The following is a 26,649-nucleotide window of genomic DNA, read 5'->3' on the forward strand; positions in this document are numbered from 1 at the left end:
CTGTTGGTTCCGGAAAACCGGAATAAAACCTGATGAATAGGGATTGACAGGATATGAAGTATATCCTGCGGTCTGTGGTTTGTGCCTACAGATTGTCGTCCGGATCCGTGCCGTACGCCGGTAAATGGCTGTTTAGAAAAGAGGAGGGGGCTCTCCTGGTTTTTGCCTGAAATTCACGCTGCTGGGCAGGAGGGAGCCAGCAGGCTTGCAGAATATTGTGATGATTTAACAGACTTGCGAATTGATACAATGAATATTGCAACAACGAGAAGTTGGTCCGTATAAACTTCCCATAGGAATAAGCGCTGTAATTCCTTGAATAACGTTTACGTCTGGCAACCCACTCCGTATTGAGCTCAACCAGGGTATTAGACCGGATATCACTTCCAGCCGGGCTTGTGGAAAAGGCCAAAAGCAGTGTAAAACCAAAAACAATACTCAATATGTGTCTAAGACGCAGCACAGCCTAAAATTAAGGCTTTTATCCCAAATGAATCTTTGGACTAAAAGAACCGCGGAATATTAAATTCTTCTAAATTCCTTTTGCCACTTTAAAAAAAATTGCATCTTTGCGCCATCATGAAGTTATAGAAATTATGTCAGCCATAGATGTCATAGGAGCAATCCCGAAAAAGTAATCCACTTCGCCTGGATTCACTTTCATGACATTTCACTTCTTCCAAAAAACATAATTTCATAACAATGACATCTCAAAACAAACTTTCTTTTAAGAAGATTTTCAAATATTTCATCGCCGCTGTAACCGGGAAACAAACCGAGTTTACTACCGGGAGCATTCGAAAGGCAATTTTTATGCTTTCCATTCCAATGATCCTGGAAATGATGATGGAATCCATATTCGCCATCGTAGATATTGCCTACGTATCTCAGGTTAGCGTCAATGCCGTCGCCACAATTGGTCTTACAGAATCGGTGATCACCCTGGTTTATGCCATTGCAATTGGGGTCAGTATGGCTGCAACTGCTGTGGTAGCCCGAAGGATAGGGGAAAAGGACATCAAAGGTGCCCGTGAGGCCGCGATGCAGGCCATTTTACTTGGTATTGCAGTCGCCTTAATTATTGGAGTCATCGGCTTTTTATACGCCAAGGAGATCCTTGCCCTTATGGGAGGAGAACCAGACCTGATAGCAGAAGGTTATGGCTATACACAATGGCTCATAGGCGGAAATATCACTATTTTATTGCTATTTCTGATCAACGCTATATTCAGAGGGGCTGGAGACGCTTCCATGGCCATGTGGACCCTGGTATTGTCTAACGGACTTAATATCATTCTGGATCCCTTCTTCATCTTCGGTTGGGGACCTTTCCCGGAATTCGGAGTAACCGGTGCGGCTATAGCCACTAATATCGGTAGGGGAACAGCAGTTTTATTCCAGCTCGCCATATTGTTCTTTGGATGGAGCAGGATTAAATTAGGTCTGAATGATATCGTTCTCAGATTTAAGGTAATGATGAATCTGATCCGGGTTTCCCTGGGAGGCATCGCACAGTTCCTGATAGGTACTTCCAGTTGGGTATTTTTAATGCGCTTGATGTCTGAGTTCGGTAGCGAAGTCCTGGCGGGATATACCATCGCGATCCGAGTGATGATGTTCACTTTTATGCCTGCCTGGGGGATGAGCAATGCCGCTGCGACCCTTGTAGGTCAGAACCTCGGAGCTCAGCAACCGGACAGGGCAGAGAAATCGGTCTGGATAACCGGTCGTTACAATGCCTATTTCATGTTGCTGGTTTCCATAGTTTACCTGGTGTTTGCCAAAGAGATCATCGGCTTGTTCAATAGCACGACAAGCGTGGTAGAGAACGGAGGGCTGTGTTTGCAGGTTGTCGCCGCAGGATATATTTTCTATGCTTACGGAATGGTGGTTTCACAGGCCTTCAACGGGGCAGGGGACACCAAGACACCTACAAAGATCAATTTTATAGCGTTCTGGATCTTTCAGCTACCCTTTGCCTACCTGGCAGCAATGACTTTTGAGCTAGGGGCTCTTGGGGTATTTTTGGCCATTACTCTGGCAGAGGTTATGCTCTCCCTGATCGCAATTTTTTGGTTCCGAAGAGGGCACTGGAAAAAGGTTCAGGTATAAGGTTATTTTGTAACTTTAGCCGGATTACTACGATCTTATGAAGCAGAAAGAAAAAGGACTAAATACAATTTGTACCCATGAGGGTGCATTGGAGGATAAGGAATTCAAAGGCTCGGTTTCCCCGCTTTATATGGGAACCTCATATGCTTTTGAAGATGTGGACCTCAAAAGATATCCTAGATATTTCAATACCCCTAACCAGGAAGGGCTTAGTCGTAAAATTGCGGCATTGGAACATGCGGAGTCCGCATTGATCTTCGGGAGTGGAATGGCAGCTATCAGCACTTCGCTGTTGGCTTTCCTCCGCGCCGGAGATCATGTGGTGCTCCAGAATATGCTCTACGGAGGAACACATAATCTCGTCTCTGAACAGTTTGAGAAATACGGGATCTCCTATTCCTTTACCACAGGTTTGGAACCGTCTGACTTTGAAGCGAAGATCAAGCCAAATACCAGGGTTATCTATATAGAAACACCTTCCAATCCCTTGCTGACCATTACCGACCTTTCGGCTATTTCAGATATTTGCAGAAGGCATGGTATTGTCTCAATGATTGACAACACTTTCGCGAGCCCGGTGAATCAAAACCCGATTGACCACGGCATTGATGTGGTTATCCACAGCGCTACCAAGTATATGGGAGGTCATTCGGATATATGTGCAGGAGCTGTAGCTTCCACCAAAGAAAATATGGAAAGGATCTTTCAACTGGCCCGGGGCCTGGGAGGAAGCCTTAGCGACTACACCGTGTGGTTATTGGAACGCAGTATGAAGACCATGGGGATACGGGTTAAAGCACAGAACGCGAATGCCCAGCGCATGGCGGAAGCTCTTATGCAGCATCCGGAGGTTGAAGCGGTTTATTACCCCGGACTCCCTTCTCATCCCGGCCATGCACTGGCCAAAAAACAAATGAAGGGTTTTGGTGGGATGCTGTCCTTTGAGTTGAAGGAGGGGCTGGACGCCTCATCTTTTCAGAAGTCCCTGAAAATAATCAAACCCAGTATGAGTCTGGCCGGTGTGGAAAGCACCATACTCAGTCCGGCACTCACCTCACATTCCCTTCTAAGTGCAGAGGAGCGGGCGGCATTTGGAATTAAAGACGGATTGATCCGTTTCTCCCTGGGAATAGAGGAAATAGAAGACCTGATCGCGGATATGGATCAGGCCCTGACAAAAACTAAAAAAGAAGCGGTTTCCACCGCCCATTCCTAAATAACAAACCATATGAAACTTGATATTCTGGTGTTTGGCGCTCATCCGGACGATGCTGAACTGAGCGCAGGAGCTACAATTGCTAAAGAGGCGGCAAATGGCAAAAAAGTGGGGATAGTAGATCTGACCCGTGGAGAACTGGGAACCCGCGGTACCCCGGAGATCAGAGATAGCGAAGCGGCCGCTGCCGCTAAGATCCTTGGAATTTCGGTACGTGAGAACCTGGAGTTCGCCGATGGCTTTTTTGTGAACGACAGGGAACATCAACTTGCAGTTATCCAAATGATCCGCAAATACCGTCCGGAAAAGGTACTCTGTAATGCCATTCACGACAGGCATATAGATCATGCCAGGGGCAGCAATTTAGTCAGTGATGCCTGTTTTCTGAGTGGTCTGGTAAAAATTGATACGAAATTACCGGGACAGGATGAGTGGCAGGAACCCTGGAGGCCCAAACAGGTATACCACTATATTCAATGGAAAAACCTGGACCCCGATTTTGTGGTGGATGTTTCCGGATATATAGAGACCAAAGTAGCGGCAATTTCCGCTTATAGCTCTCAGTTTTACGATCCTAAAAGCGAGGAACCAAATACTCCGATAAGCAGCAAGAATTTCCTGGAAAGCATTACCTACAGATCACGCGACCTTGGAAGGCTGGTTGGGGTGGAATATGCCGAAGGGTTTACCGTAGAGCGACATATTGCGGTTGATAACCTGGATGCGATCTTTTAGCTGGCCTGACTGTAGTTTTTCTCGGCTTTTGGTTTTGGAAGGGTGAAAAAGAACGAACTCCCTTTTCGCAAAACGCTGTCTACCCAGATCTTTCCGTTGTTTTTTTCCACCATCTCCTTACAGAGAGACAGGCCTAGTCCGGTTCCCTTTTCATTATTTGTGCCGTAGGTAGTGATGTTGGAATTCTTAGAGAACAGCTTTTCTACAGTGATCCTGTCCATGCCCACCCCGGTATCTCTGACGGAAATCTCCCAGTGATCGTTCTTTTCAGATGCGGCTATGGTAACCATTCCGTTCTCAGGGGTGAATTTCAAGGCGTTGCTGATAAGGTTTCTTATTACGATGTCTATTTGATTGGTATCGGACCAGGTATGCGCGTTTTCAGGAATTTTACTGATAACTTTGATCGATTTTTTCTTGGCGATTTCCGAAAGCAGGTTGATGTTTTCAGTTACCAATGAATCCATAGCAACTACGGAAGGTTTGGTTACCGCCCCATTCATCTGGGTGTATCCCCATGAGAGCAGGTTATTTAGAGTAAAATAAATATGGTCTACATCGTCATTGAGTTTAGGGATAAACTCCAGGAATTCCGATTTCTGGATCTCCCCATCGTTAAACATCTTTAGCAATCCCTGAAGCGCTCCGATAGGACCGCGGAGATCGTGTCCGATAATCGAGAACAACTTGGTCTTGGTCTCATTGCTATCCTGTAGTTCAGCCTCTCTGACTTTAAGTTTTTGCTGTTTGGTTTTCAGCTCCACGTTCAGTTTTCTCTGGATCTTTTGTCCGCGATGTACCAGGAAAGTGACAACGATAAAAACAAGTAAAATTGCCAGGGCAGCGTTTACATATTGGCGCTGCTGGGCCAATGCTTTTTCATTTTCTGTGATCAGTGCCTGCTTTTGTAGCTCATATTCATTTTTGGTCTTGAGCATCGTAAGGCTCTTTTTGTTCTCGTTCCTGGACAAGGTATCGGAAAGCTTCTGATACAATTCATGATAAGTTAAGGCAGTAGCAAAATCCTTTTTGTTCTTGTTGATCTTGTACAGGGTTTTGGCACACTTCTGAGTGCCTTCTAAAAATTTTATCCGACTGGAGATCTCAAATGCCTCCAGGGCGTGCTTTTGCGAAATGCTGTCTTTTCCCTGGCCCAGATATGCTTCGGCCATGCCGTTAAGCAGGCCTATCCTGGATCGATCATCGTCCAGGTTTTTATGTAACAGATCACTTTGATTGTACCAGAACAAAGCCCATTGGAATTTGTCTTGCTTCAGGTAAACTTTACCCTTGGTCTCATAGGCGAAGGCCAGCCAGTCCATGATCCTCTCCTTTTCGAAAGTCGTAATACTTTTGTTGACGTAGAACATGGCGTATTCCAAATCGCCCATGTCCGCATATAAGGAAGCCAGGTTGCTATTGGTTTCTGCCATAATAACCGGGTCTCCGATCTCGGTATTGATCTTCCTGACTTTCTTATAAAATTCCAGGGCCTGGGTGTAGTCTTTCTGTGAAGCATAAAGGTTAGCAACGTTTTCATTCAGGATGGAGAGCATTTCCAGGTTATTCAGTTCTTCGGCTTTGTCAATCGCGTCCAGGTAGCCCGTAAGCGCCTTGGCGTAATCGCTTTTGTAGGCGTATTCACCGGCTAGGTTATTCATGATCCGCAATATCAGATGCCCTTCACCGACCTCATTGGCAATCTTAAGTCCTGCCTGATAATACTCAATGGCCTTGTTGTTATTACCCTTGTCTGAGTAATAGTCTCCCAATCTTAGTAGTGCGCAACCTTCTCCCTTTTTATAAGAAATATTTCTGCTGATCTTTAGGGCTTTTTCGGAAAGTAATAATAAACTGTCTGTCTTGAAGAAGCGATAGTTCCAGGCGAGCTCATTAAGCAGGCTTACGTAGGTAGAGTCATTTTCGGTGAATCCCTTTTGAGACTCAAGCCGTCGTAATTCGTTGATCAAACTGTCCCTCTCGGTTTCCTGGGCGTGAAGCATACCGGAATAGCATACCCAGAAGGCCAACGGCACAATAAGATACCGAAGGTTCCTGGCAATTGCCATAAAGCAGGAAGTTACATGGGACATCGCTTGTGATCTATTACTTGAGTTAAAAGTACATTAGCTCTTTACGATGCACCAATTTATGTTGTGAAACGCCTTTTTTTGTGTGTTTTATCTGGTAAGAAGTGCATTTGATCGATGTTTTGACCTATATAAGTCGATTTAGGACAGTTTTAGTCCATTAGAACCAGGCCTTAAAGCGGAGCGAGGAAGAAGAAAATATCAGGAGTTTTATTTTGAATCAATGAGCAAAAAAAAGTACCTTTGCCTCCGCTTCTGAATGGTGGTTGTAGCTTGCGTCTGCACTTTGCTTAGGCATACAGGCAGCTTCGCTACCGAAAGCGTAAAATGGTGGTTGTAGCTCAGCTGGTTAGAGCGCTGGATTGTGGTTCCAGAGGTCGCCGGTTCGAACCCGGTCTTCCACCCCTAAAAGTGAAATAAAGTCCTACCTGAAGAAGGTGGGACTTTTTGTTTTGAATTCCCTGCAAGATTAATTCAGCTTCCACACTTACATTTAACAAGACGATCAAGTGGATGGTACTCCCATCTGTTTCTTACTAATGAACCTACTGACGTGCCCGATGGGTAGTCAGCAGGTTTGCAGAAAGGGAACCATTACTCTTTAAAAAAAAATCCGGCACTGCCGGATTTTTATCTTAATTCTCTAAAGCTTTATTTCGCGGCTTTATCCACTACAACACGCTGGTCCCGGTTCGCTACCTCCCAGGCCGTATGAAAAATAAGTCGGGAACGGTTTTGCAACAGATCGTAATTGATCTTATCCGGAGTATCACCGGGTCGGTGATAGTCATCATGTGTCCCATTAAAGTAAAAGATGATCGGAATATTGTTCTTTGCGAAATTATAGTGATCGCTTCGGTAGTAAAAGCGGTTCGGATCATTCTCGTCGTTGTAAGTGTAGTCTAACTCCAGGTTGCTGTATTTTTTGTTCACCTCTTCTGAAAGCTCATGCAGATCAGTACTCAGTTTATCAGACCCGATGAGATAGATATAATTCCTTTCACCCTCGCGCTTTGGATCTATCCTGCCAATCATATCGATATTCAGGTTGGCTACCGTCTGCTCCAGCGGAAAAATTGGATCTTCATCGGCATAATACTGCGAGCCAAGCAGGCCTTTTTCTTCCCCGGTGACGTGCAGAAAAACAATGGATCGTTTTGGTCCCTGTCCCGCGTCAGCCGCCTGTTTAAAGGCTTCAGCGATTTCCAGCATGGCTACGGTACCTGAGCCGTCGTCATCCGCGCCATTATTGATATCGCCATTGGCATTCACGCCTATATGATCCAAATGGGAAGAAATGATTACGTATTCATCCGGCTTTTCGCTGCCTTTCAGTACCGCGACAACATTCTCGGATTTGATCTCCTCATTGTCACTGCTTAACTCAAAAGTGATCTTGGAGCCTATACTGCTTGCAGCTTGTTGCTCGTCTATGCCAGGAAGTAGAGCCTTGGCCATTCCTTCTCCCAATACAACTACGGCCGGATTCTTCTTGTTATTCTTAAGCCCCATACTTCCCTTTTTGTTCTGCTTCATATAATCGTAATAGCCTTTGAATCTTTTATAATTGGCAGTATCGTAGTACAAAATACCCTTGGCGCCCTTTTCTTTGGCAAGCCGGCTGCGTTTTCCAATAGACTCAGAAACATTGCTCCATACAGATTTTTCTTCGGTTCCGGAAAGCAGGTAGGTGCCATCCTCGTTCATTGGTTCACCGAATTTCATCAATACGAGCTTACCGGAAACGTCCAGGTCCTTGTAATCGGAATAACTACCATCTTCTATCCCGTAGCCCACATATTGGATTTCGTCATAAGTACCTTCGCTTTTGGAAAAGGTTAAAAAGTCTTCTCCGATAACAAAGGTTTTGTCGCCTACAAGTATGCTACCCGATGGAAGTTTCGCCATCTCCAGGGGTACATTCTGGAAGTAGTTGCCATCTTTTTGGGCGGCAGGAATACCCAGGGCCTCATAGGCTTTCTTCAGGTACTCCACTGCTTTTTTCTGGCCTTCTTTTCCGGTCTCCCGTCCCTCAAATTCATCAGATGCATAGGTATACAAATGTTCCTTCAACTCAGACTCCGTAATGGTCCCGGCATAGGTAACCGCCATTGGGACGGCAGGTTCCGTAGCCGCGGGTTCGGCTACTGTCTTTTGAGAAGAATTACAGGCTGTAGCCAATCCGAGGGCAAGCAAAATTAGTTTTTTCATATTATCAGCAATAACAATTGTCAAATTCCCCAAAAATAGTGAAAAGAACCTATATAACTTCAAATAAAAATATAATTCTTAAGGCCTAATACTCTGATATTTTGAGTGATAACGATCACCGTATAAGCGGTAGAATCTAAAGGGATCTTGACCGCAAATTATGAGAATAAGCCGTTGGAGTAAGGCCTTTTAGCTTCTTAAACATCCTGTTGAAATTGGAAATAGATCGAAAACCGGAATTGTCCGCAATCTCGGAAATGGAAAGCGATCCTTCACTTGCCAGTAGCTGACAGGCGTGTTCAATCCGGAGCTCGATCAGAAACTGAAAGAAGGTTTTATTCGTACGCTTTTTAAAAAAACGGCAGAAGGCTTCTGGCGTCATAAAGGCTTTCTCAGAGATATCGGCCAGCGTAATTTCTTGTTGAAAATTGTGCATGACATAATCAAAGATCAAACCCATACGGTCTCCTGCTGTTGTAGAGATCTTTTTGGGGTAGGACAATCCGCATAGCGGAAGTTGATCTGATTGTGATATTCGCTTTAAAAGCTTTAGAAAAAGCAAAAAGCGATCGAAACGATTGGCAGACAGGATCTGTTCACAATGCTTCCTGATGGTTTCTTTATTACTTTTTAGCTGAATCCCTTGTTCTGAAGCCGCAAAGAATGCGGATAGGGACTGCATTTCAGGGATCATAAAAAACTCCGGCCCAAATGAGTACCTGGTGAAAAATATGGAGATCATATGTGAAGTACCCTGCTCTTCATCCGAACGAAAAACATGGGGACACTGGCTGCCTATTACAAATATGTCTCCTGAACTATAGGAATGAACGCTGTCTGCAACCAGCAGTTTACCACGGCCTTCCAGGATGCAACTCAGCTGTATCTCTTCGTGCAAATGGAGGCGATCGTAAAACCTGGACCCATGGTCTTCCTGGACGATTAACGCGTTGGCCGGTGTTTTTGGGATATTAAAGGAATGTGCTTTTTTCATCAGTGCGCTAATATTATATAAAATTTTACATAATGAAAAGGAAATAGGTTAATATAGTCTCATATTTGATCAAGATCAGCGGGATTTTTCATAACAGAAGCCCTTACTTTTGTAAGTATAATACGTTCAATATGGAAGTAAAATGGAAGGGTGTGATGCCCGCGGTCACCACTAAATTCACAGATAACGACAGCCTGGACCTGGAAATGTTCCGGCTGAATATTCAGGCCCAGCTGGAGGCGGGAGTTCACGGTATTATACTCGGGGGAACCTTGGGAGAGGCCAGTACCTTAAAGGAAGAAGAAAAGGGAACATTGATAAAAGAAACCGTTAAGCTTGCGGCAGATAAGGTGCCTGTGATCATCAATATTGCGGAACAGCGCACGGACGATGCGGTGCAAGCCTCAGCCAAAGCCGCGGAATATGGGGCTCACGGACTGATGATACTTCCTCCGATGCGGTATAAGGCGACGGACCGTGAAACCATGACCTATTTCAAAACCATCGCGGATAGTACCCATCTACCTATTATGATATACAACAACCCTGTAGACTACGGAATAGAGGTTACCCTAGAGATGTTTGAGGAATTGCTGGAATGCGGTAATATAGAGGCTGTAAAAGAGTCTACGAGAGACGTTTCCAACGTTACCCGTATCCGAAACAAATTTGGGGACCGGCTTAAGATTCTCTGTGGGGTGGATACCCTGGCCATGGAGAGTATGCTGATGGGTGCAGACGGTTGGGTTGCCGGATTGGTTTGTGCTTTCCCCCGGGAAACCGTTGCAATTTATGAGCTTATCCGCTCCGGAAGGCTGTCCGAAGCGCGTCAGATCTATCGCTGGTTTATGCCCTTACTGGAGTTGGATATCAGCCCGCAGTTGGTACAAAACATAAAACTCGCGGAGGTAGCCACCGGAATCGGAACAGAAAATGTGAGACCTCCCAGACTGCCGTTGAGCGGTGCGGAAAGGCAGCGGGTTTTAAAGATTATTGATGAAGCCATGGCTTCTCGTCCCGTACTACCCGAATATAAGCCGGCATATCCGTAACTTTACAAAAACGAGCACTGGCATGTTACATGGAAAGAATTTTATTGGGGATAGGCTTTCAGCAAATGGCACCGTCACTTTCAAAACGTTTAATCCACTTTTAAACCTGGAAAATGAGGGTGTTTTCACTGAAGCTACCGAGGAGGAGATCGACGAAGCGGTAAGGCTGGCAACGGAGGCCTTTCGCGCTTTTAGAAAAAAAACGGGGGAGGAGAAGTCGGCCTTCCTAAACGCTATAGCCGACGAGATCATGGCTTTGGACCAGGAACTTATAAGCACCTATTGCTCTGAGACTGGGCTGCCGGAAGGGCGAGCGAAGGGAGAACGCGGTAGGACTGTAGGGCAATTGCGAAGTTTCGCGGATCTGGTGAAAGAAGGATCCTGGGTAGAAGCGACCATAGACACTGCCCTGCCTGACAGACAACCCATCCCCAGACCGGATTTAAGGAAAATGATGGTACCGCTCGGACCCGTTGTGGTTTTTGGAGCCAGTAACTTTCCCCTGGCGTATTCCACTGCTGGAGGCGATACCGCTTCCGCCTTGGCTGCCGGATGCCCGGTGATCGTCAAGAGTCATCCTATGCATGCCGGAACCGGGGAGTTGGTAGCATCGGCTGTTGCAAAAGCCGCTCTCGATACCGGAATGCCCGATGGCGTATTCTCTAACCTAAACAGCTCCGGTATAGAAGTAGGGACACAGCTGGTAAAGCATCCCGGCATAAAAGCGGTAGGATTTACGGGAAGCATCCGTGGCGGGCGCGCACTTTTTAATTTAGGTTCCCAAAGGCCGGAACCCATCCCGGTCTTTGCGGAAATGGGCAGCATAAATCCGGTGATACTTTTACCCAAAGCCCTTAGCGAAAAGGGAGCAGAATGGGCCACTACCTATGCGGGCTCCATTACTCTGGGAACAGGACAGTTCTGTACCAATCCGGGTTTGCAATTGGGTATCAGGGGTGATGCGCTGGACGCATACATTTCAAAACTCTCGGATGAGATCCTTACCAAAAGCCCTACGAGCATGTTGCATCCTAATATTGCCTCCTCTTATGACAAAAACAAGGCACAGGCCGTTGCTCAGTCCGGTACGGCAGTAGTAGCCGATTACGAGCAAGAGGTACAGGAAAATTTTGCAAGGCAGATGGTGGTTAAAGTTTCAGGGAAGGACTTTTTGGAAAATAGCACTTTACACCTGGAGGTTTTCGGGCCTTTTTCCATGATCGTGGAATGTGAAGATGCCGCCCAGCTCGAAAAGGCGATTAGCCAGCTTGAAGGGCAGCTTACCGGAACGGTGCTTGCAGAGAACGACGATCTTTCCGAACACGCTTCTCTGGTAGATACACTACAAAACAGAGTAGGGCGGTTGATCTTCAACGGGGTGCCAACCGGAGTTGAAGTAAGCCCGGCCATGCAACACGGAGGCCCTTATCCGGCTTCTTCGGACAGTAGATTTACGGCGGTTGGGATACATTCCATCAAAAGATGGGTCAGGCCAGTGAGCTATCAGAATTGGCCCAATGAAGCCCTTCCGGATGAACTAAAAAATGAAAATCCCCTACAGATTTCCAGGCTTGTCAACAATGAAAGTACAGACAGAAGCATATAAGCAGTATCTGAATGGATAGTACTTCTGTTTTCCATTGTATAGATGGCCATACCTGCGGTAATCCGGTTAGACTGGTGGTCAGGGGTGGACCCGAACTCCAGGGGAATTCCATGAGTGAAAAGCGGCAGTATTTCCTAAAACATTACGATTGGATCCGTAAAGGTTTAATGTTTGAGCCTCGCGGGCACGATATGATGAGTGGCAGTATATTATATCCTCCCTCAGATCCGGCAAATGATAGCGGGATCTTGTTTATAGAGACCAGCGGCTGCCTCCCCATGTGTGGTCATGGCACCATTGGTACGGTGACCATTGCACTACAGGAGGGACTTATCGTACCAAAAAATCCAGGAATACTGCGGCTGGAGACCCCGGCCGGACTGATCACGGTTAGCTATGAAAAAGAAGGGGAGCGGGTTGCCTGGGTAAAATTCACCAATGTCAACGCCTATCTGGCTGCCAGTGAATTGCAGATTGTAAGTCCGGAGCTCGGGGAGTTGGTCTTTGATGTGGCCTATGGCGGGAATTTCTATGCCATCTTCGATCCACAAAAGAATTTTTCCGGACTGCAGGATTTTTCAGCGGCAGAATTGATTCAAATGAGTGGGGAATTAAGAAAGAGGATCAATCAGAAATATCCCGGGGCTTTTGTACATCCTGAAGATGCCACCATCAGGGATGTAAGTCATATTCTGTGGACAGGAAGTACTATCGATCCTAAAGCCACTGCCAGAAATGCCGTTTTTTATGGAGATAAAGCCATAGATCGTTCACCCTGTGGCACAGGTACTTCGGCTCGAATGGCCCAGTGGTATGCCAAAGGCAAGTTGGGCCTGGGAGAGGAGTTTATACACGAAAGTATAATCGGGTCTCAGTTTGTCGGTAGGGTAGAGGCCAAAGCTAAAGTGGGAAATTTTGAAGGGATTCAGCCCAGTATCAAAGGCTGGGCCAAAGTGTATGGAAGGAATGTGATCACCATTGATAAAGACGATCCCTTCGCTCATGGCTTTCAGGTGGTCTGATCTGTGGTGAATAAAAAGTTATCAGGTCGGGCCGGGTTCTTCAGCATGTAGATTAGCCCAACCTGATCTATATGTTGTTAATCACTGGAAAGTATACTCAGTATATACCAGAATAACAACATCAGCGAGGCAAACAAGCCAAGGGAAGCTGCCACATGCTGATGCGACTGGTATTTGTGGATCATATTTGAGGTCTGGTAAAGAATGGATCCGGAGGCGAGTACGATCATACCCACACTAAACCAAAGCCCAAGGTTAAATCCGAACAACACTCCTGCGACAATAAGGCCAATAGCGATGAAAAAGCCAATGGTCAGGGCCGACTTAAGGAAGGAAAAGTCCTTTTTCGTCAGGAATACCACCGCCGAAAGTCCCGTAAACAGGGAGAGTGTAAGGATAGCCGCCTGGTTTAGAATACTAAAACCGCCATCCTGTGCCACGGCAATGGCGATAAAGATCAGCGGAATAAAAATAAAGGCCTCCGCAATGACGTATAAGATCAGGGCCGCGTACTGGGTTCCTGTATTTTCATTTTTTACGGACAGGCGTTCCGCATAGTTTGTAACCAGCATAAAGCCGCCGAGCAGCAACAGCCATTTAACGCCTTCGGTGAGTGAAAGTGCAAAAAGCACCAGGGGTTCAATTTGAAAGAAAAGTGTTTCTACAAGTACAAACAATAAGACGGCTCCGGCCAGATGGGCATAGGTCCTTTTGTAAAAAGCTACGCGCTCTTGTCCGCTAAGATCACTTACCATTTGAATTTGTGGGGTTTCGTGGTTTTCCATAGTTTGTATATGATTTAGGTTTGTTAAAGAAGGTCCATAACGGTACAAGCAGGCCCTGAATTGCATAAGCTTGTCAAAGCGTTCAAATTTTCGACAAATAACGTATTTACTTACAAAATGGAGGTATTGGCTCAGACAGCGCCATAGGTATCCTGTATCATCTGATCGGTTTCTTCCCTGGACTTGAATACTTCAAAAGTACGCCCCTGGGTCCGCTGGGCTCCGAGTGCATTAGCGTATTTGGCTGCCCGGATATAATCCGTTGGGTCTGCAAGTAAGCCAAATCCAAGTCCTCCGGCGAAGGAATCTCCGCAGCCTGTAGTATCCACCACATGATCTACCCAGATAGATTGTACGATCTCCTGATGCACATGTCCGTCTTTTTTGTAGAATACGGCCCCTCCTTTTTCGTCTAAAGTGACGATCAGGCATTTGATACCGTGGTTAAGTACATGATCCGCCAGGGCAGGAAGGTGTTCGGTACTCTCGTCCTCGAAGTGCTTTAGGTCTTCCAGTTGGTACTCTTTTTCGAACCAGCAGCAACGAGATTCTTCCAGGTTCATTTTCAGCACATCAATATAGGGTAACCACTGATCCCGGTCTATCCAGAACTTGATCAGCCGGTCTCCGGAAATGGTTGCCGTATTGGTAGGGCCGTGGGCGTCGAAGATGATGATGCCTTTACTGTTTTGCTTGATGTATTTCAGGGTGTCCAGGGAAACCTCATAATCCGTGATAGGTACGCAGACAAACACATCGCAGTGCAAAAGTTCCTTCAGGTCTTCCGGGACGATGGGATTCATAAAGCCGGTCTGTTTTTCGAGCCGGTTATTCTGATCTACAAATTTGAGTTGGATAACATCTCCCTGGTCGGAATCCGAGGTGATGTGTGTGGTGTCTATATTGGGGTAGGCATCCAGTATGGCTTTAATGGGTCCCTCGTCTATTTTACGCACGTGAGAAACCGGATAAACCGTTCCCTCGTCCCCTAAAAGCCGGGCCAGACCTATGGCCGTATGGGTGGCACAGCCGTATTTTTCGATCACCTCCCCGTGATGGGTGGTTATATGATCTCTGGGGATGGGCCCCAGTACCGCGACCTTGTAATTTGCCATAACATTGGAATTTAATGGAAGGTAAAAAAAAATGGGGAATTGCACATCTTTTTACAGCATCGAATAAAACGACTTTTTACAAACCATAATGACATAAAAGTCGCAAAATGCTTCAGGGAAAGCAAAAAGGGTTTTATATTTGCACCCCTGTTACAGGCGATATACTGTAAAGGACAATTTAAGAGTTTAGGAGGAATGGCAGAGTGGTCGAATGCACCGGTCTTGAAAACCGGCGAGGGTCACACCTCCGGGGGTTCGAATCCCTCTTCCTCCGCAAAAAAAGCTTCACCTTCGTGAAGCTTTTTTTATTCCCTGAAGCAAGCGAAACTTGTTTCAGCTTGTGGAAGGGAATAAAAATCCGCTCCGTTTAGGAGCCTTTCGGCTGCGCTCAAGACTGGTCTTCTGAGAAATCCTACTTAAAGATATGCTTTGAAAGTGAGTATACGCGCTCCAAAACAATGCTTTTTTTGCAAGGCTCCCTCTCTTCGGGATCACGAGCCTTTCGCTGCCGATCAAGGCAGGCTAGGCGAGTAATCCTTTCCTTGTTTCAGCTTGCGGAAGGGAATAAAAAACCGCCCTTAGGATATCGTACAGCAACTCATCGGCCGGATATTCATAATAGATTTGCAAAAGATGCGTTTTTGTGCGTACAACCCCGGTTAAACAACTAAAGTCTATATCCGCTTAACAAAAAATTCCTTCAGAAATTTGACGATTTGTTATCTTGGCTATAGGTTATTTAAAGTGCGCTAGGTGCCATATTGAATTATTGCTGCCAAATCAGATAACGAAATGAAAAAGAACCTTCTTTTGTTTCCACTATTTATGCTGTTTTTACTGATACTTACATCTTGTAAAGACGATGAAGCGGTCCCTGATACTACAATCGGGACGGACGTAGAAACTATATTTTTCGATTATTTTCAAAATGAAACAATAATCCGTTTAAGAAACAACGGAAACAGAGAATTTCGTTGGAACTATATCACAGAATCCCCTAACATTTCAATAAACCCCGATGAGGGTAATTTAGGCCGTGGAGATGCAATAGATCTTACGATTAGCTTAGATAGAGAAGGTCTCGCAAACGGAAGCTTTGAATTGACTGTTGATTTCACGAACGGATCTGATCGCAAACAACTCACAGTAGAGGGGGTTAATTATGTAGAGGAAACAGTGAATCTGGACTGGAATATCATAGATGCTGAATTCAACCGACAAACGGATGCAATGGTGATGATTACAGAATCTAATGAATTGGTCAAGTATGATGCTGCCACCAGGGTGTTCCAGTCTACCGCTCTGGATCTTCCGGGAAATTGTCTGTCGATATCCCCTGATGGTAATCAAGTCGTTGTTGGTCATAAATCGTTTATATCGCTTTACAATCTCTCAAACCTTTCAGAGGTCAAAATCATACCCATATCAACAAGTGCCTTTGATATAGTATTTGCGCCGAATAACTGGGCATACGTGTTCCCGAGCCCTGGGTATGGTGGATGGGTGCATATTCATGGAATAGATCTTGATAGCGAATCAGAAGAATTTCATACAGGTTTTCTTATTAATGACGGTACCAAGGGAAAATTACATCCTAATGGAATTAATATCTACGGGGTACAGACGGATGTTTTTCCTCCTGATATTGAAAAGTATAGTATATCCGAAGGTAATGCTGAATATTTATACGAATCTCCTTATCATGGAGATTGGCCTATTGCCGGAGATCTTTGGATTTCAGACGACGGAGCAATGCTCTTCACTAAAGGTGCGAATGTTTTCAGTTCTACATCCAATAGAGATACGGATATGCAACATATGGGGAATTTATATAATGGAGGATTAAATGGGGCACATGTATTGGCATTGGATCACAGTTCCGCTGCCAATAGAATTTATGCTGTTTTTTCGAATACCCTTAATTTCGATGTCCCTACTAACAGAGTCCAGGTTTTTGACTCTGAATCCCTGTGGTATCATTCTAAGATCCTGTTACCCGACTTTCTTATTCCGGATGGGCAGGGAGGAGGTTCACTATATGAATCAGAAGGACATTACGTCTTTATCAATGCCAATGGAGACAAATGTTTTTTCCTCCTGAAAATTTCGTCAAATTCCGATATTTTGGAGCAGTGGTCCCTATTTGAAACGAATGTCGACTAAAGGGTTGCTAGAAACTCAAGCTCTCAGGTAAATATTTCGCGACTAAATCTTCATAATATGGCCTTAAGGCCTTAGCATCAGGTGGTGTGGGTGCCTTGGAATACAGATCATATGGATTGAACTTTTTCACCCATTTAAACATTTCATGGTCTTTTTTATCCATCAAATGGTCATAGGCCTGTTCACGGTGTTGGGCGTAGAAAGAATGATATCGGATCATATGCAAGGCGGGCTCTGGCAAATAATCCTTCATGATCTGGTAAAGGTATTCATCGTGGCCCCAGCTCATTTTCACATTATCCAATCCGCAGTTCTCTGTGTACACCCCAAGTTTGGTGTTGTAACGTTCATCTTTTGCATAAGGATTCTCATCAAAGAATTCGGGATAGACGATTTTATCGGAAAATTGACATCCAACAGGAAACGTATCGCCAACCACAGCCCACTGTGGCTCACCAAAAAGGCAGAGCACCTTGCCCATATCATGCAGAAAGCCAGTTAGCACAAACCAATCCGGATGCTCATCCGCACGTATAGCTTCAGAAGTTTGAAGCAGATGCTGCAGTTGATCAAGATCGATATCGGGATCGCTGTCATCAACCAGGGTATTAAGAAAATCAACAGCTTCCCAAATAGACATCGTACGCTTGTCAAACTTCAAAAACTCTTCTTCCTTACGGCAGACAAAATCATAAGTCTGATATTTGTGGTTCAGCCTGTAAAACTCACGAACGCCGTCGATCCTGTCTGAATCGACATAATTTCTGTAATCGTCCTTTTCCTTTTTAGTTTCACCGGGATTGGGATAGCGTTGTAGCAAATCATCTTCCCAATCATCAACATCCCGCATTGGATGGTGCAGCTTCTCATTTTTAGATGGTCTCACGAGCAATGTTTTTAAACTTCGGTCCTTTGTAACAACAAAAATACTTTCATTGCTAGGTCATGATATGGAAAATAACGTAGAAACTATGGACAAATCCGTAACCGGGATCAAACCTTTATTTCATTCTTTATCAATTGACTAGGAGGATAGCCAAACTGCTTCCGAAAACAGCGACTGAAATACAGAGGGTCGTTAAACCCAACTAAAACAGCTACTTCGGAAACATTATACCTACGGCTTTTTAAAAGTGTTGCTCCTTTTTTGAGCCGTACGGTACGGATGAACTCATTGGGCGCCAAATCGGTCAATTCCTTGATTTTTCGGTATAGTTTTGAAGAGCTCATACCCAATTCACGACATAAATACGACGTGGTCAGATTGTTCTCGGCTATATTATCATCAATCAAATGAGTGACTTTCTCCATGAATTCCTCGTCAATGGGCGAATGAGTCAGGAGACTGAATTCGCTTTCTGCCTCACCGGAAAATTTGGCTTTCAGTTCTTTTCGCGAATTGATAATATTAACTATTCGCGTATACAGCAATGAGGGGTCAAAAGGTTTGACCAAATAACCATCGGCACCAACGTTAAACCCGCGAACTTTGTCTTCATTCTCGGAACGGGCCGTAAGGAGTATCACAGGAATATGGCTTATCGTTGCATCCTTTTTGAGTTCCTGACAGAATTGGAGACCATCCATAACGGGCATCATGATATCCGCTACGCAAAGTATCGGTTTGACCTGACGGCACAGCAGAAGACCTTCTTTTCCGTTTTCTGCACTGTATACCCGATAAAACTCCGATAAGTATTCATCTACATAATCCCGAAGCTCTGCATTGTCCTCGATGAGCAATATATTCTCTTTGACATGAGTTGTTTTTGGTACGATTTTTTTCTTGTGCAGCTCTTTGGGCAAGGCTTTCCTTTTAACGGAAAGACTACTGATTTCTGAAACCTTAAAGAAACGTTTCTTGATCGGCAACCGTACGGTAAATACAGTTCCGTTTTCAGGATTGCTCTGTAATTCAATTTTTCCATTGTGAACATCTACAAGTGATTTAACCAAGGATAGCCCAATACCTGACCCGGTATTGTTCTCTTTGCTGTTTCTGGCCTGAAAGAATCTTGAAAAAATACTCTTTTGAGCCGCATCAGGTATACCGATGCCATTATCGCTGACTTCAAGCACCAAATGGTCTGCATCATCATCATTCAAACCTACAAATAGGTCTACACTACCATTGGTATTGGTAAACTTTATTGCATTTGACAATAAATTATATAAAATTTTATCAAGCTTGTCTTTGTCCATCCAACCCGAAATCGTGTCGTATTCACAATTGAAATTGAGAGAGATATTCTTGCTGGTCGCCCAGTCTTTAAAGGAGTCAAAAACACTCTTGCATTGTTGCAGTATGTCTATTTGACTGACTTTTAAGTTTAATTCACCAGCCTGCGCTTTTCTAAAGTCCAATATTTGATTGACCAATTTTAACAAGCGGGAAGCATTCTGGTAAATCAGCTCCGAACGCGACCCCAGGTATTCATTGTTCAGCTCTTTCGATTGCTTCAACAAATCTTTTGCAGGGCCCAAAATCAGTGTCAAAGGCGTTCGCAATTCATGTGAGATATTGGTGAAAAAACGAAATTTCTCATTGTTGAGTTTTTCAATGCGATCTTGTTTAATTTTTTCCATGAGCAGGGCTTGCCGTAAGCGGAGGCGATTTTTGATCTCACGACGTATAAAGAAGATGGCTATGGCCAGCACAAACAAGAAAATGAGCAATGCTTTGGTAGTCAACCAGAAAGGAGATCTAATATCTATTTTGTAGGAAGCCTCTTCGCTCCAGTAACCGTTGCTATTACTGGCCACCAATTTAAAGTTATAGGATCCTGGATAGAGGTTGGTATACTGAACCGTTCGTGAATTACTATTGACTGTAATCCAATCTTCATCAAAGCCTTCAAGCTTATATTTATATTTGTTCAATCGCTCGTTTGAAAATGCCGGAGATGAAAACTGCAACGAAAAATTGCGGTTGTTATGGTTTAAAGACACCTCTTTACCATAGTTAAAATCTGTCATCCCAAATTCCTGGTTGTTTATTTCTACCCCTGGATACACCGTTCTATTTTGGACCTTGAACTCAGAGATGAAAGGTTTGGGTGACTTTTTGTTTTCCTGCAGGGTGTAGGGAGAAAAATAGATGACCCCGTTCTTCCCTCCCAAATAAATATTTGATCCTTCAATATGATAAAAGCCGCTTGAGCTGAAAACATCCAGCCTGTTACCGCTGTTGGTATTGTAAATGTTTACGATATCACTGCCTGCATCAAATTTGGCAATACTATTGTTCATATTGAGCCACAACAGACCATTGGCGTCCAACACCATATCGGTTACCCATTTACCTGCCAATTCACCAGGTTCTTGCAATGCCAAAAAATCATCTGAACCGGGATCATATTTGCTTAGTCCCAAACGCGTTGCGGCCCATAAGGTGTTTTGGGCATCAAGAATTATATCACTGACATTTTCATGCGGCAGTGGATTTTTCTTTTTTTTATCAGCGACATAATTTTTAATGTCACCAGTCAATATATTGTAGCTTGCGACACCCTTCTCCGTAGCGAACCAGAGTAGTTTTTGCAACCTGTCCGATACAATCTTGTTGATGGATCGATCTGGCAAAAGCCTGCCCACCTCATGAATAGGAGTCCTCTTTTTGACATCCAGAACGATTGCACCCTCGCCAAAAGAACCGATCATCAACTGATTCTCTGAAAATTTTTCGAAGGCGAGGACAGGTGACATTTTAAAGCCAACATCAATGATTTCATAGTCACCATTTGAATAATTGTATACCAGGATCTTACCATCCCATAAACCGCAATAAAAAATTTTACCGTCTTTAGAATAAATGCTGGCGATATCGTAGTCTTTTCTGAACAGCGTCATAATACTGTCTTTATGCATTAAAAACAGACCGTTGTGCCTGGTGGCAACAATCAATTTGCCGTCAAATGTCTTTGAAAACCCTCTGATTCGGGGCAATTGGTTGTTGATGTGTGATGAAATATCCTTGTTGAGCCGAAACTGGTTTTTGTAGGGGTCATATTTATCCAAACCATCTTCAGTGCCAATCCACAATATACCTGAGGCATCAAAATAAAGCGCGGAAACCAGATTGTCAACAATAGAAGTGTCATCAGAAAGAACGGTATAGTACCAATCAAAATTCCCCTCTGGAATGTCTTCAAGACGATCACAGGTCAGTAATCCGCCAAGGGTGCCCACCCAATATCTCCCCTCCGGAGATCGGGCCACGGACAGAAAATAAGGTCCGAGCTGATCTCGCATGGTACGGTCTTCAATATAGAGATTGACAAATTGATTGGTCTCAATATCAAATTTATACAGGCCATTACGGGTGCCGATAAACAAGTCGGACTTGTGATCTTGATATATGAAATTTACATATGGATTCTGTTCCTGGGAATTAGGCACAGAAAGCGTATAATGTTGTATTTGGTTAATATTTCCGGCATCGTCGACGATCAATTTGGCGATGGATCTTTTTCCATAGGTGCTCACCCAAATATGCCCGTTCTTATCTTCAAACAACTCTTTTACATACTCAAAATCCTCTATTTCTACCCTGGAAAATATATCTTTTTCAACATGGTAACGAAAAAGCCCTTTGGTTTTCGTCCCTACCCAGATACGTTTTTGGCTATCGACAAGTACGGAACGTATCTCGCTATCTTGAAGGCTATTTTCATTGCCCTGTTCTGGCAGGAATGTGCGAAAAGAATGGTTTTGCAAATCTAATAAGGTGAGTCCGTTTCGTGTGGCTATCCATAAATGATCGTTGTCTGAATCAAACTCCAGGGCCGTTATGTCGTTATTATTAAGTCCACTTTCTTTCGAAAAGGAGTAGAGGTAGGGCGTGAAACGATATCCATCAAAACGGTTAAGGCCTGAGAAAGTTCCCAACCAAAGAAATCCATTGTTGTCTTGTACTATATGACGTACAGAATTGTGTGAAAGACCATCATTATCATTGTAATGCTCAAACTTAATATCCTGACCATGAATGAATGGACTACAGCATAGCCAAACAAACAAGGTTTTGAATATAAGGTCATGATAATACATCAACTAACAATTTACGCTTTTAAAATCAATACGTATTGATTTATGTATTAATTAAGATATGCTCGGATGATTCGATTTTTTTGTTCTAAGGGTTGTTTTTGTCGTTTGTCATTTCCAAATTCAATACCCCACCCCTGGTCAGGTTCTGATGATTGATGGAGAGGTTATCGAGAGGGTTTGAGTTCCACTTCGCGGTTTCAATATAAAAATTCGTATTGCTGTTTCCATTTGCAATGATCACAATCTCATCTCCCGAATAAAAATCATTATTCAGCTCAATAGTAATTCTCTCAAAAAGTGGATTGCCAATCTGATACTCAGGGTCAGCGGTAACACCACCGTCCATTTGAAACAATCCTATCTTTTTCAACACGGCAAGACTGCTCATAAGGCCCTGGTCTTCATCCCCGTTATATCCGGTTTTTGGAGAAAGGCCACTGAAAACTTTGTTCACCACTTTTCTAGACCAATATTGGGTAAGGTCAGGTCGCCCTAATTTCCCAAAAATGTAAGCGCTGTGGAGTGATGGCTGATTTCCAAAATTGACAGGTATTCGGCTGAATTCAGGATGTTTTTCACGCTCATGCGAACTCCCAGAAGTAAAACCAAGGCTTTCGGCTTCCCTAAACTGTTGGTTAAGCTTTTTTACAGCTTCATCATTACCCCCCATTAACTTAGCCAAGCCCTCAAGGTCATGGGGTACAAACCAGGTAGACTGTGCACTATTAGATTCGTTAAAACCGTTCTCATAAACATAGGGGTCAAAATCGGCTTTCCATTCCCCATAAACGTTTTTTGGCCTCATCCAGCCTGTTTCAGCATCAAATACCTGTTTATAGTTTTCAGATCTTTTTAGAAAGATTTGATAATCTTCCTTATGCCCTAATTTTTTTGCTAGTTGAGCCAAGGCATAATCCTGGTAGGCATATTCCAGAGTCAGGCTGGCACCATCCTGGTGCAATCCGAATTTTCCCTCCGGAATGGGATAGGGCACATATCCCATCTCCTCATAATAATCGAAGCCACCGCCCAAAGCTGTTTTGTGCTCGTAACCAGCTTTTGCCATAATACCATTTGATAGATGGTTTTTTTTCAGGGCATTATAAATATTTTCCAGATCCTCGTTAATCAATCCCTCCTGAATGGCACTAACGATAAAAGGGGTACTGGAAGCCCCGGTCATTACATAGGTGTAGTTGCCCCCAGAGGGTCCTCGTGGTATCAATCCGCCATCGGTATAGTACTGTAGCAAAGATTTGGCAAACTCTTGTTTAATTTCAGGATATACCAGACCCCATAAGGTATTGATGGTCCATTGCGCACCCCAAAAAGCATCAGAGTTGTAATGGTTGAATTGAGGACGACCATCGACTGTCATTGGCAATTGGCCAATGCGAAATGTCTCAGCTGTATTATCGGGATATGCTCCACTGACATCGTTGATCATTTTTCTACCCAATAGTGCATGCCACAAATCTGTATAAAAACGACGCCTGTTAGTTTCGCTACCCCCTTCTACCTTGATTCGACTTAACATTTCGTTCCAATGATCTTTTGATTCCCCAACAATTTGGTCAAAATCCCAATGGGGTAGTTCGGCTTGCATATTCTTCTCGGCGTTTGCCAATGAGGTATATGAAATGACTACTTTCATCAATACGGGTGAATTGATCTTTTGTAGCGTAAGTTTGTAATTGCCAGTAGATCCATCCCTATCGACCGCCGTAATTTCTGTGTTCAACGCTACTTTGAAATAGACCTTAAATGGCCTTGGTCGTCGCTCTGTGGGTTGCATTATGAATGAGCCGGAGAGTGTCGTAGGTGTCTCTTGTTGCAATTCACCATCTGCGGTAGTGCAAGGGCCTAAAGTTGCATTTAAAAGAAAAAGAATCTCCTGATTTGCGCCATTTTGAAATTTATAGCGATGAAAACCAACCCTTTCTGTTGCGGTTAGTTCTACATCTATGTCATGGCGGTCCAGGTGAAGAAAATGATAGCCCGGCGCTATTTTCTCAGTATCATGGCTGAATTTTGAATAAAAGTCGGTATAAGGTGATTTACCCTTTTCTTCATTAGTGGACAATGGCATTACGGAAAGACCTGAGAGCTGCCAACCATGAATGTGGCTAAACCCTTTTACTGTGTCTATCTCATAGCGATAACCACTGCCCCAAGTTCCCCTGAGCTTGGTATCAGGACTTAGGTTTACCATACCGAAGGGACGGCTCGCGGAAGAGAACAGGAACCATCGAGAATTCTCCGTATCCAATTGTGGGTATACCAGATCGACAGGATGGCTTGTTGTGGAATTAAGGGCAATTGCCATTTGTTTGTCACGATGCTGACAACAAAAGATTGAAAATGCGATAAGCAAGAGGATGAAAAAAGAAAAAAGCCTACTTATTTTCATGCTGCTTTTTTATGAGGTTCTGAAGGTTACTATCTATGGCATCCATCATAGCCACGGTAGGGAATCCGTTATTGGGTCTCCGATTTCTCGGATGGTACCATCCTTCCCATTTTGGAATTCCATCCCCCTTTAACCTGTTTTCATAAATTATTCTAAGGTCATTACGTGCATCTGCCAAAACCGCAAAAGCCTCTTCGATTTTCACTGTATTGCCTGTTTCTTCATACATTTTCTTCAGCTTAGCCATTTTATGCAATTTCAGTTCAAATGCAATAAGGTCGTCATAGATCTGTACAGGAAGCTTTATGTAGGAATTGTAAAATACTTTTTCTTCGCCCATATCTTTGGACATTCCCTTTTTGGCTTCCACCATCGCACTATCTAAATACGTTTTGACCATTAGTACATGGTCAAAATCATTTTCCACCCTGGCGTATGAATAAGGTACCGGAGATTTACCCGGTCTTTCAATAGATTTGTTGGAAAGATATGCTATGGCCTCCCGAATTTCCCATAGATGCTGAACATAACCTATGTGGCCCCCTTGTTGTGCCTTATGTAAAAATTGCATCGATTTTCGGGCATCTGCCGCTACGCTCTCGTTAAAATAACGCTCTGTCCAGGTCTTATAGAAAGTGTCTCCGTGAAAAGTTTCCGGATTTTGACAGACCTGGCTATAGGCTTCAAGATTAAGCATAAACGGACGAAATGTCTGGCCATTGACCATACAATATGCCGTTGCGCCATAATCCCCGAACATTTGTTTCATTCTTGAGGCTACCTTTTCCGGATAGGGATCGTGAACAGTATGGTTCAACCAAAAACCGGCATGCATATAGGTGCCAAACTGGTAACCATCAGTTGAATTGGGCAAATGCTCAAAACCACCAAACCCGTCATCTGACCAGGCGACGATCCAATCCTTTGGAGGTCGAAATCCGTTGTTGTACATCTCCATAGCATCCGAATAACAGATCAGGGCTTTTGTTGCATTGGGTTTATAAGAATCCACCAGCCCATCAAAAACCTCAAATACTTCGTTGAAGACTTCGATTTTATCTTCGCCACAACTGCTTTTATATTCCCAATCCCAGATCTGGTGGCGGGGTCTTAGAATAAAAATATCAGTTTTGGCCAGTGGTGTTTCTTCAAAATAGTAGCGCCAGGCATCTATCCAATTTTCCTTGTAAAGTTTCCAGCAGTTTGCCATTTCTTCTTCCATTGGATGCAATTGGTACCCCAATGCGAAATCAACCTGAACTTTCATGCCTTTACTATGGGCATAATCAATCATTCGGTCCAGATATTCGACATCCAACTGGTAATTTGGATACCTGTTTTGATATTCCGGACGTTTGTAAAATTCCGGCCTGCCCAACATGTCAAAAAGCTGAATGGCATTGTAACGCAATCTTACGAGGGCATCTATCATTGCCGCGTAGCTTTCCCAATCGTATTCCAACGGCTTTCCTCTATAGTTGGCCAATTCATCAACATCGTTCTCAAAGTAACACAGTATGGGTACTTTGGGTGGAGCTATAACCCGATTCTCAAAAGCAAATAGATTATCGACATTCCTTTTGCCGCCTTCTTTTCCGGTCCAATAGGATAATGGGTCGATGTCCAAAATTTCTCTGGCGTAATCATAAATGGCATATTGCAGGCCCTGGGGGTCAGACCCGGCCAATGCGATACCTTTTAACCCATTTGGAAACGAAATTTTAGACCACAATCCACCTCTTGGACCAGGATTATCACCAGTCAATGAACTGCCACTATCAGCAAGGAGTTTCATCATGAGGTTGTTTGAAAGGGGGGTCCCCAAAACCAGTATGACCCCTTCCTCAGGAGTTGGGCTGTTTTCTGAAAGTACGAGGACTTCATTATCAATACTTTTTTCGAGATCAGCCTTTAAATCGTATATAGCATTTTCTTCAAGAGTATCGACATGGTCACCTTTAATCAGGTATACTTTGGTCAATTTGTGTTCTACACAAGAAACATGAGCCAACTGTACAATCACCAAAAAAGAAATCAATATTCTATGCATGAATTAACGGTTGAATGATAAGCTTAAAACTATTGGCGA

The 26,649-nt window shown here is 44.0% G+C and carries 17 protein-coding genes and 2 tRNA genes; 9 read left to right on the top strand and 10 right to left on the bottom strand.

The genetic code is table 11. The annotated features are described in order from the left end of the window. Window positions 1-85: 85 nt before the first annotated feature. On the bottom strand, window positions 86-463 hold the full coding sequence (locus GTQ38_RS13245) for a hypothetical protein (protein ID WP_161436026.1): 378 nt from the start codon (window positions 461-463) through the stop codon (window positions 86-88). Window positions 464-702: 239 nt separating this feature from the next. Between GTQ38_RS13245 and GTQ38_RS13250 the strand changes: the two genes are divergently transcribed. The 3 genes from GTQ38_RS13250 to bshB1 are packed head-to-tail and all read left to right on the top strand — an operon-like array spanning window position 703 to window position 4,063. Beyond that, window positions 703-2,112 carry an MATE family efflux transporter gene (locus tag GTQ38_RS13250; RefSeq protein WP_161436027.1) on the top strand — a complete coding sequence of 470 codons (1,410 nt, stop codon included), beginning with the start codon at window positions 703-705 and terminating at the stop codon, window positions 2,110-2,112. 37 nt (window positions 2,113-2,149) lie between these two features. Then, window positions 2,150-3,328 (top strand): trans-sulfuration enzyme family protein, encoded by a 1,179-nt coding sequence (locus GTQ38_RS13255; protein ID WP_161436028.1) that lies wholly within the window; start codon window positions 2,150-2,152, stop codon window positions 3,326-3,328. A 12-nt stretch (window positions 3,329-3,340) separates the two neighbouring features. Next, the gene (gene bshB1 / locus GTQ38_RS13260; protein WP_161436029.1) at window positions 3,341-4,063 is read left to right on the top strand and encodes a bacillithiol biosynthesis deacetylase BshB1; all 723 of its coding nucleotides are present in this window, start codon (window positions 3,341-3,343) and stop codon (window positions 4,061-4,063) included. Here the strand turns inward: bshB1 and GTQ38_RS13265 are convergent. Further along, window positions 4,060-6,156: a tetratricopeptide repeat-containing sensor histidine kinase gene (locus GTQ38_RS13265; protein ID WP_238857934.1), complete on the bottom strand. Its 2,097-nt coding sequence runs from the start codon at window positions 6,154-6,156 to the stop codon at window positions 4,060-4,062. The two genes, bshB1 and GTQ38_RS13265, sit on opposite strands and share 4 nt — an antisense overlap. 326 nt (window positions 6,157-6,482) lie before the next feature. Here GTQ38_RS13265 and GTQ38_RS13270 point away from each other — a divergent pair. Next, window positions 6,483-6,558, top strand: a tRNA-His gene (locus GTQ38_RS13270). A 246-nt stretch (window positions 6,559-6,804) separates the two neighbouring features. Here GTQ38_RS13270 and GTQ38_RS13275 read toward each other — a convergent pair. Then, a complete protein-coding gene (locus GTQ38_RS13275; protein ID WP_161436030.1) occupies window positions 6,805-8,364 on the bottom strand; it encodes a M28 family peptidase in 1,560 nt (519 codons plus the stop codon). A 136-nt stretch (window positions 8,365-8,500) separates the two neighbouring features. Beyond that, entirely contained in the window at window positions 8,501-9,358 is an 858-nt protein-coding gene (locus GTQ38_RS13280) for an AraC family transcriptional regulator (protein ID WP_161436031.1), read from the bottom strand. Window positions 9,359-9,489: 131 nt separating this feature from the next. On the opposite strand from GTQ38_RS13280, the gene GTQ38_RS13285 reads away from it, so the two are divergent. The 3 genes from GTQ38_RS13285 to GTQ38_RS13295 are packed head-to-tail and all read left to right on the top strand — an operon-like array spanning window position 9,490 to window position 13,038. After that, the gene (locus GTQ38_RS13285; RefSeq protein WP_161436032.1) at window positions 9,490-10,410 is read left to right on the top strand and encodes a dihydrodipicolinate synthase family protein; all 921 of its coding nucleotides are present in this window, start codon (window positions 9,490-9,492) and stop codon (window positions 10,408-10,410) included. Window positions 10,411-10,432: 22 nt separating this feature from the next. Then, entirely contained in the window at window positions 10,433-12,016 is a 1,584-nt protein-coding gene (locus GTQ38_RS13290) for an aldehyde dehydrogenase (NADP(+)) (protein ID WP_161436033.1), read from the top strand. An 11-nt stretch (window positions 12,017-12,027) separates the two neighbouring features. After that, the gene (locus tag GTQ38_RS13295) at window positions 12,028-13,038 is read left to right on the top strand and encodes a 4-hydroxyproline epimerase (RefSeq protein WP_161436034.1); all 1,011 of its coding nucleotides are present in this window, start codon (window positions 12,028-12,030) and stop codon (window positions 13,036-13,038) included. 77 nt (window positions 13,039-13,115) lie between these two features. Here GTQ38_RS13295 and GTQ38_RS13300 read toward each other — a convergent pair whose 3' ends face one another. Beyond that, complete coding sequence (locus tag GTQ38_RS13300) at window positions 13,116-13,823, bottom strand: Bax inhibitor-1/YccA family protein (RefSeq protein WP_161436035.1); 708 nt, start codon at window positions 13,821-13,823, stop codon at window positions 13,116-13,118. A 131-nt stretch (window positions 13,824-13,954) separates the two neighbouring features. Then, a complete protein-coding gene (locus tag GTQ38_RS13305; RefSeq protein ID WP_161436036.1) occupies window positions 13,955-14,938 on the bottom strand; it encodes a carbohydrate kinase family protein in 984 nt (327 codons plus the stop codon). A 189-nt stretch (window positions 14,939-15,127) separates the two neighbouring features. On the opposite strand from GTQ38_RS13305, the gene GTQ38_RS13310 reads away from it, so the two are divergent. Further along, window positions 15,128-15,212: transfer RNA gene (locus GTQ38_RS13310), tRNA-Ser, on the top strand. 518 nt (window positions 15,213-15,730) lie between these two features. Then, window positions 15,731-17,101, top strand: coding sequence for a YncE family protein (locus tag GTQ38_RS13315; RefSeq protein WP_161436037.1), 1,371 nt, complete (start codon window positions 15,731-15,733; stop codon window positions 17,099-17,101). Between the two features lie 7 nt (window positions 17,102-17,108). Here GTQ38_RS13315 and GTQ38_RS13320 read toward each other — a convergent pair whose 3' ends face one another. The 4 genes from GTQ38_RS13320 to GTQ38_RS13335 form a co-directional block, all read right to left on the bottom strand. Then, window positions 17,109-17,951 carry an inositol oxygenase family protein gene (locus tag GTQ38_RS13320; protein ID WP_161436382.1) on the bottom strand — a complete coding sequence of 281 codons (843 nt, stop codon included), beginning with the start codon at window positions 17,949-17,951 and terminating at the stop codon, window positions 17,109-17,111. Between the two features lie 143 nt (window positions 17,952-18,094). Continuing rightward, a complete protein-coding gene (locus GTQ38_RS13325) occupies window positions 18,095-22,150 on the bottom strand; it encodes a hybrid sensor histidine kinase/response regulator transcription factor (RefSeq protein ID WP_161436038.1) in 4,056 nt (1,351 codons plus the stop codon). A gap of 85 nt (window positions 22,151-22,235) precedes the next feature. Then, entirely contained in the window at window positions 22,236-24,560 is a 2,325-nt protein-coding gene (locus GTQ38_RS13330) for a GH92 family glycosyl hydrolase (protein ID WP_161436039.1), read from the bottom strand. Further along, a complete protein-coding gene (locus GTQ38_RS13335) occupies window positions 24,547-26,610 on the bottom strand; it encodes a glycosyl hydrolase 115 family protein (protein ID WP_161436040.1) in 2,064 nt (687 codons plus the stop codon). Before GTQ38_RS13335 ends, GTQ38_RS13330 begins: the two co-directional genes overlap by 14 nt. Between the last annotated feature and the right edge of the window lie 39 nt (window positions 26,611-26,649).

The sequence above is a fragment of the Poritiphilus flavus genome (assembly GCF_009901585.1).
GTDB classification, from domain to species: Bacteria; Bacteroidota; Bacteroidia; order Flavobacteriales; family Flavobacteriaceae; genus Poritiphilus; species Poritiphilus flavus.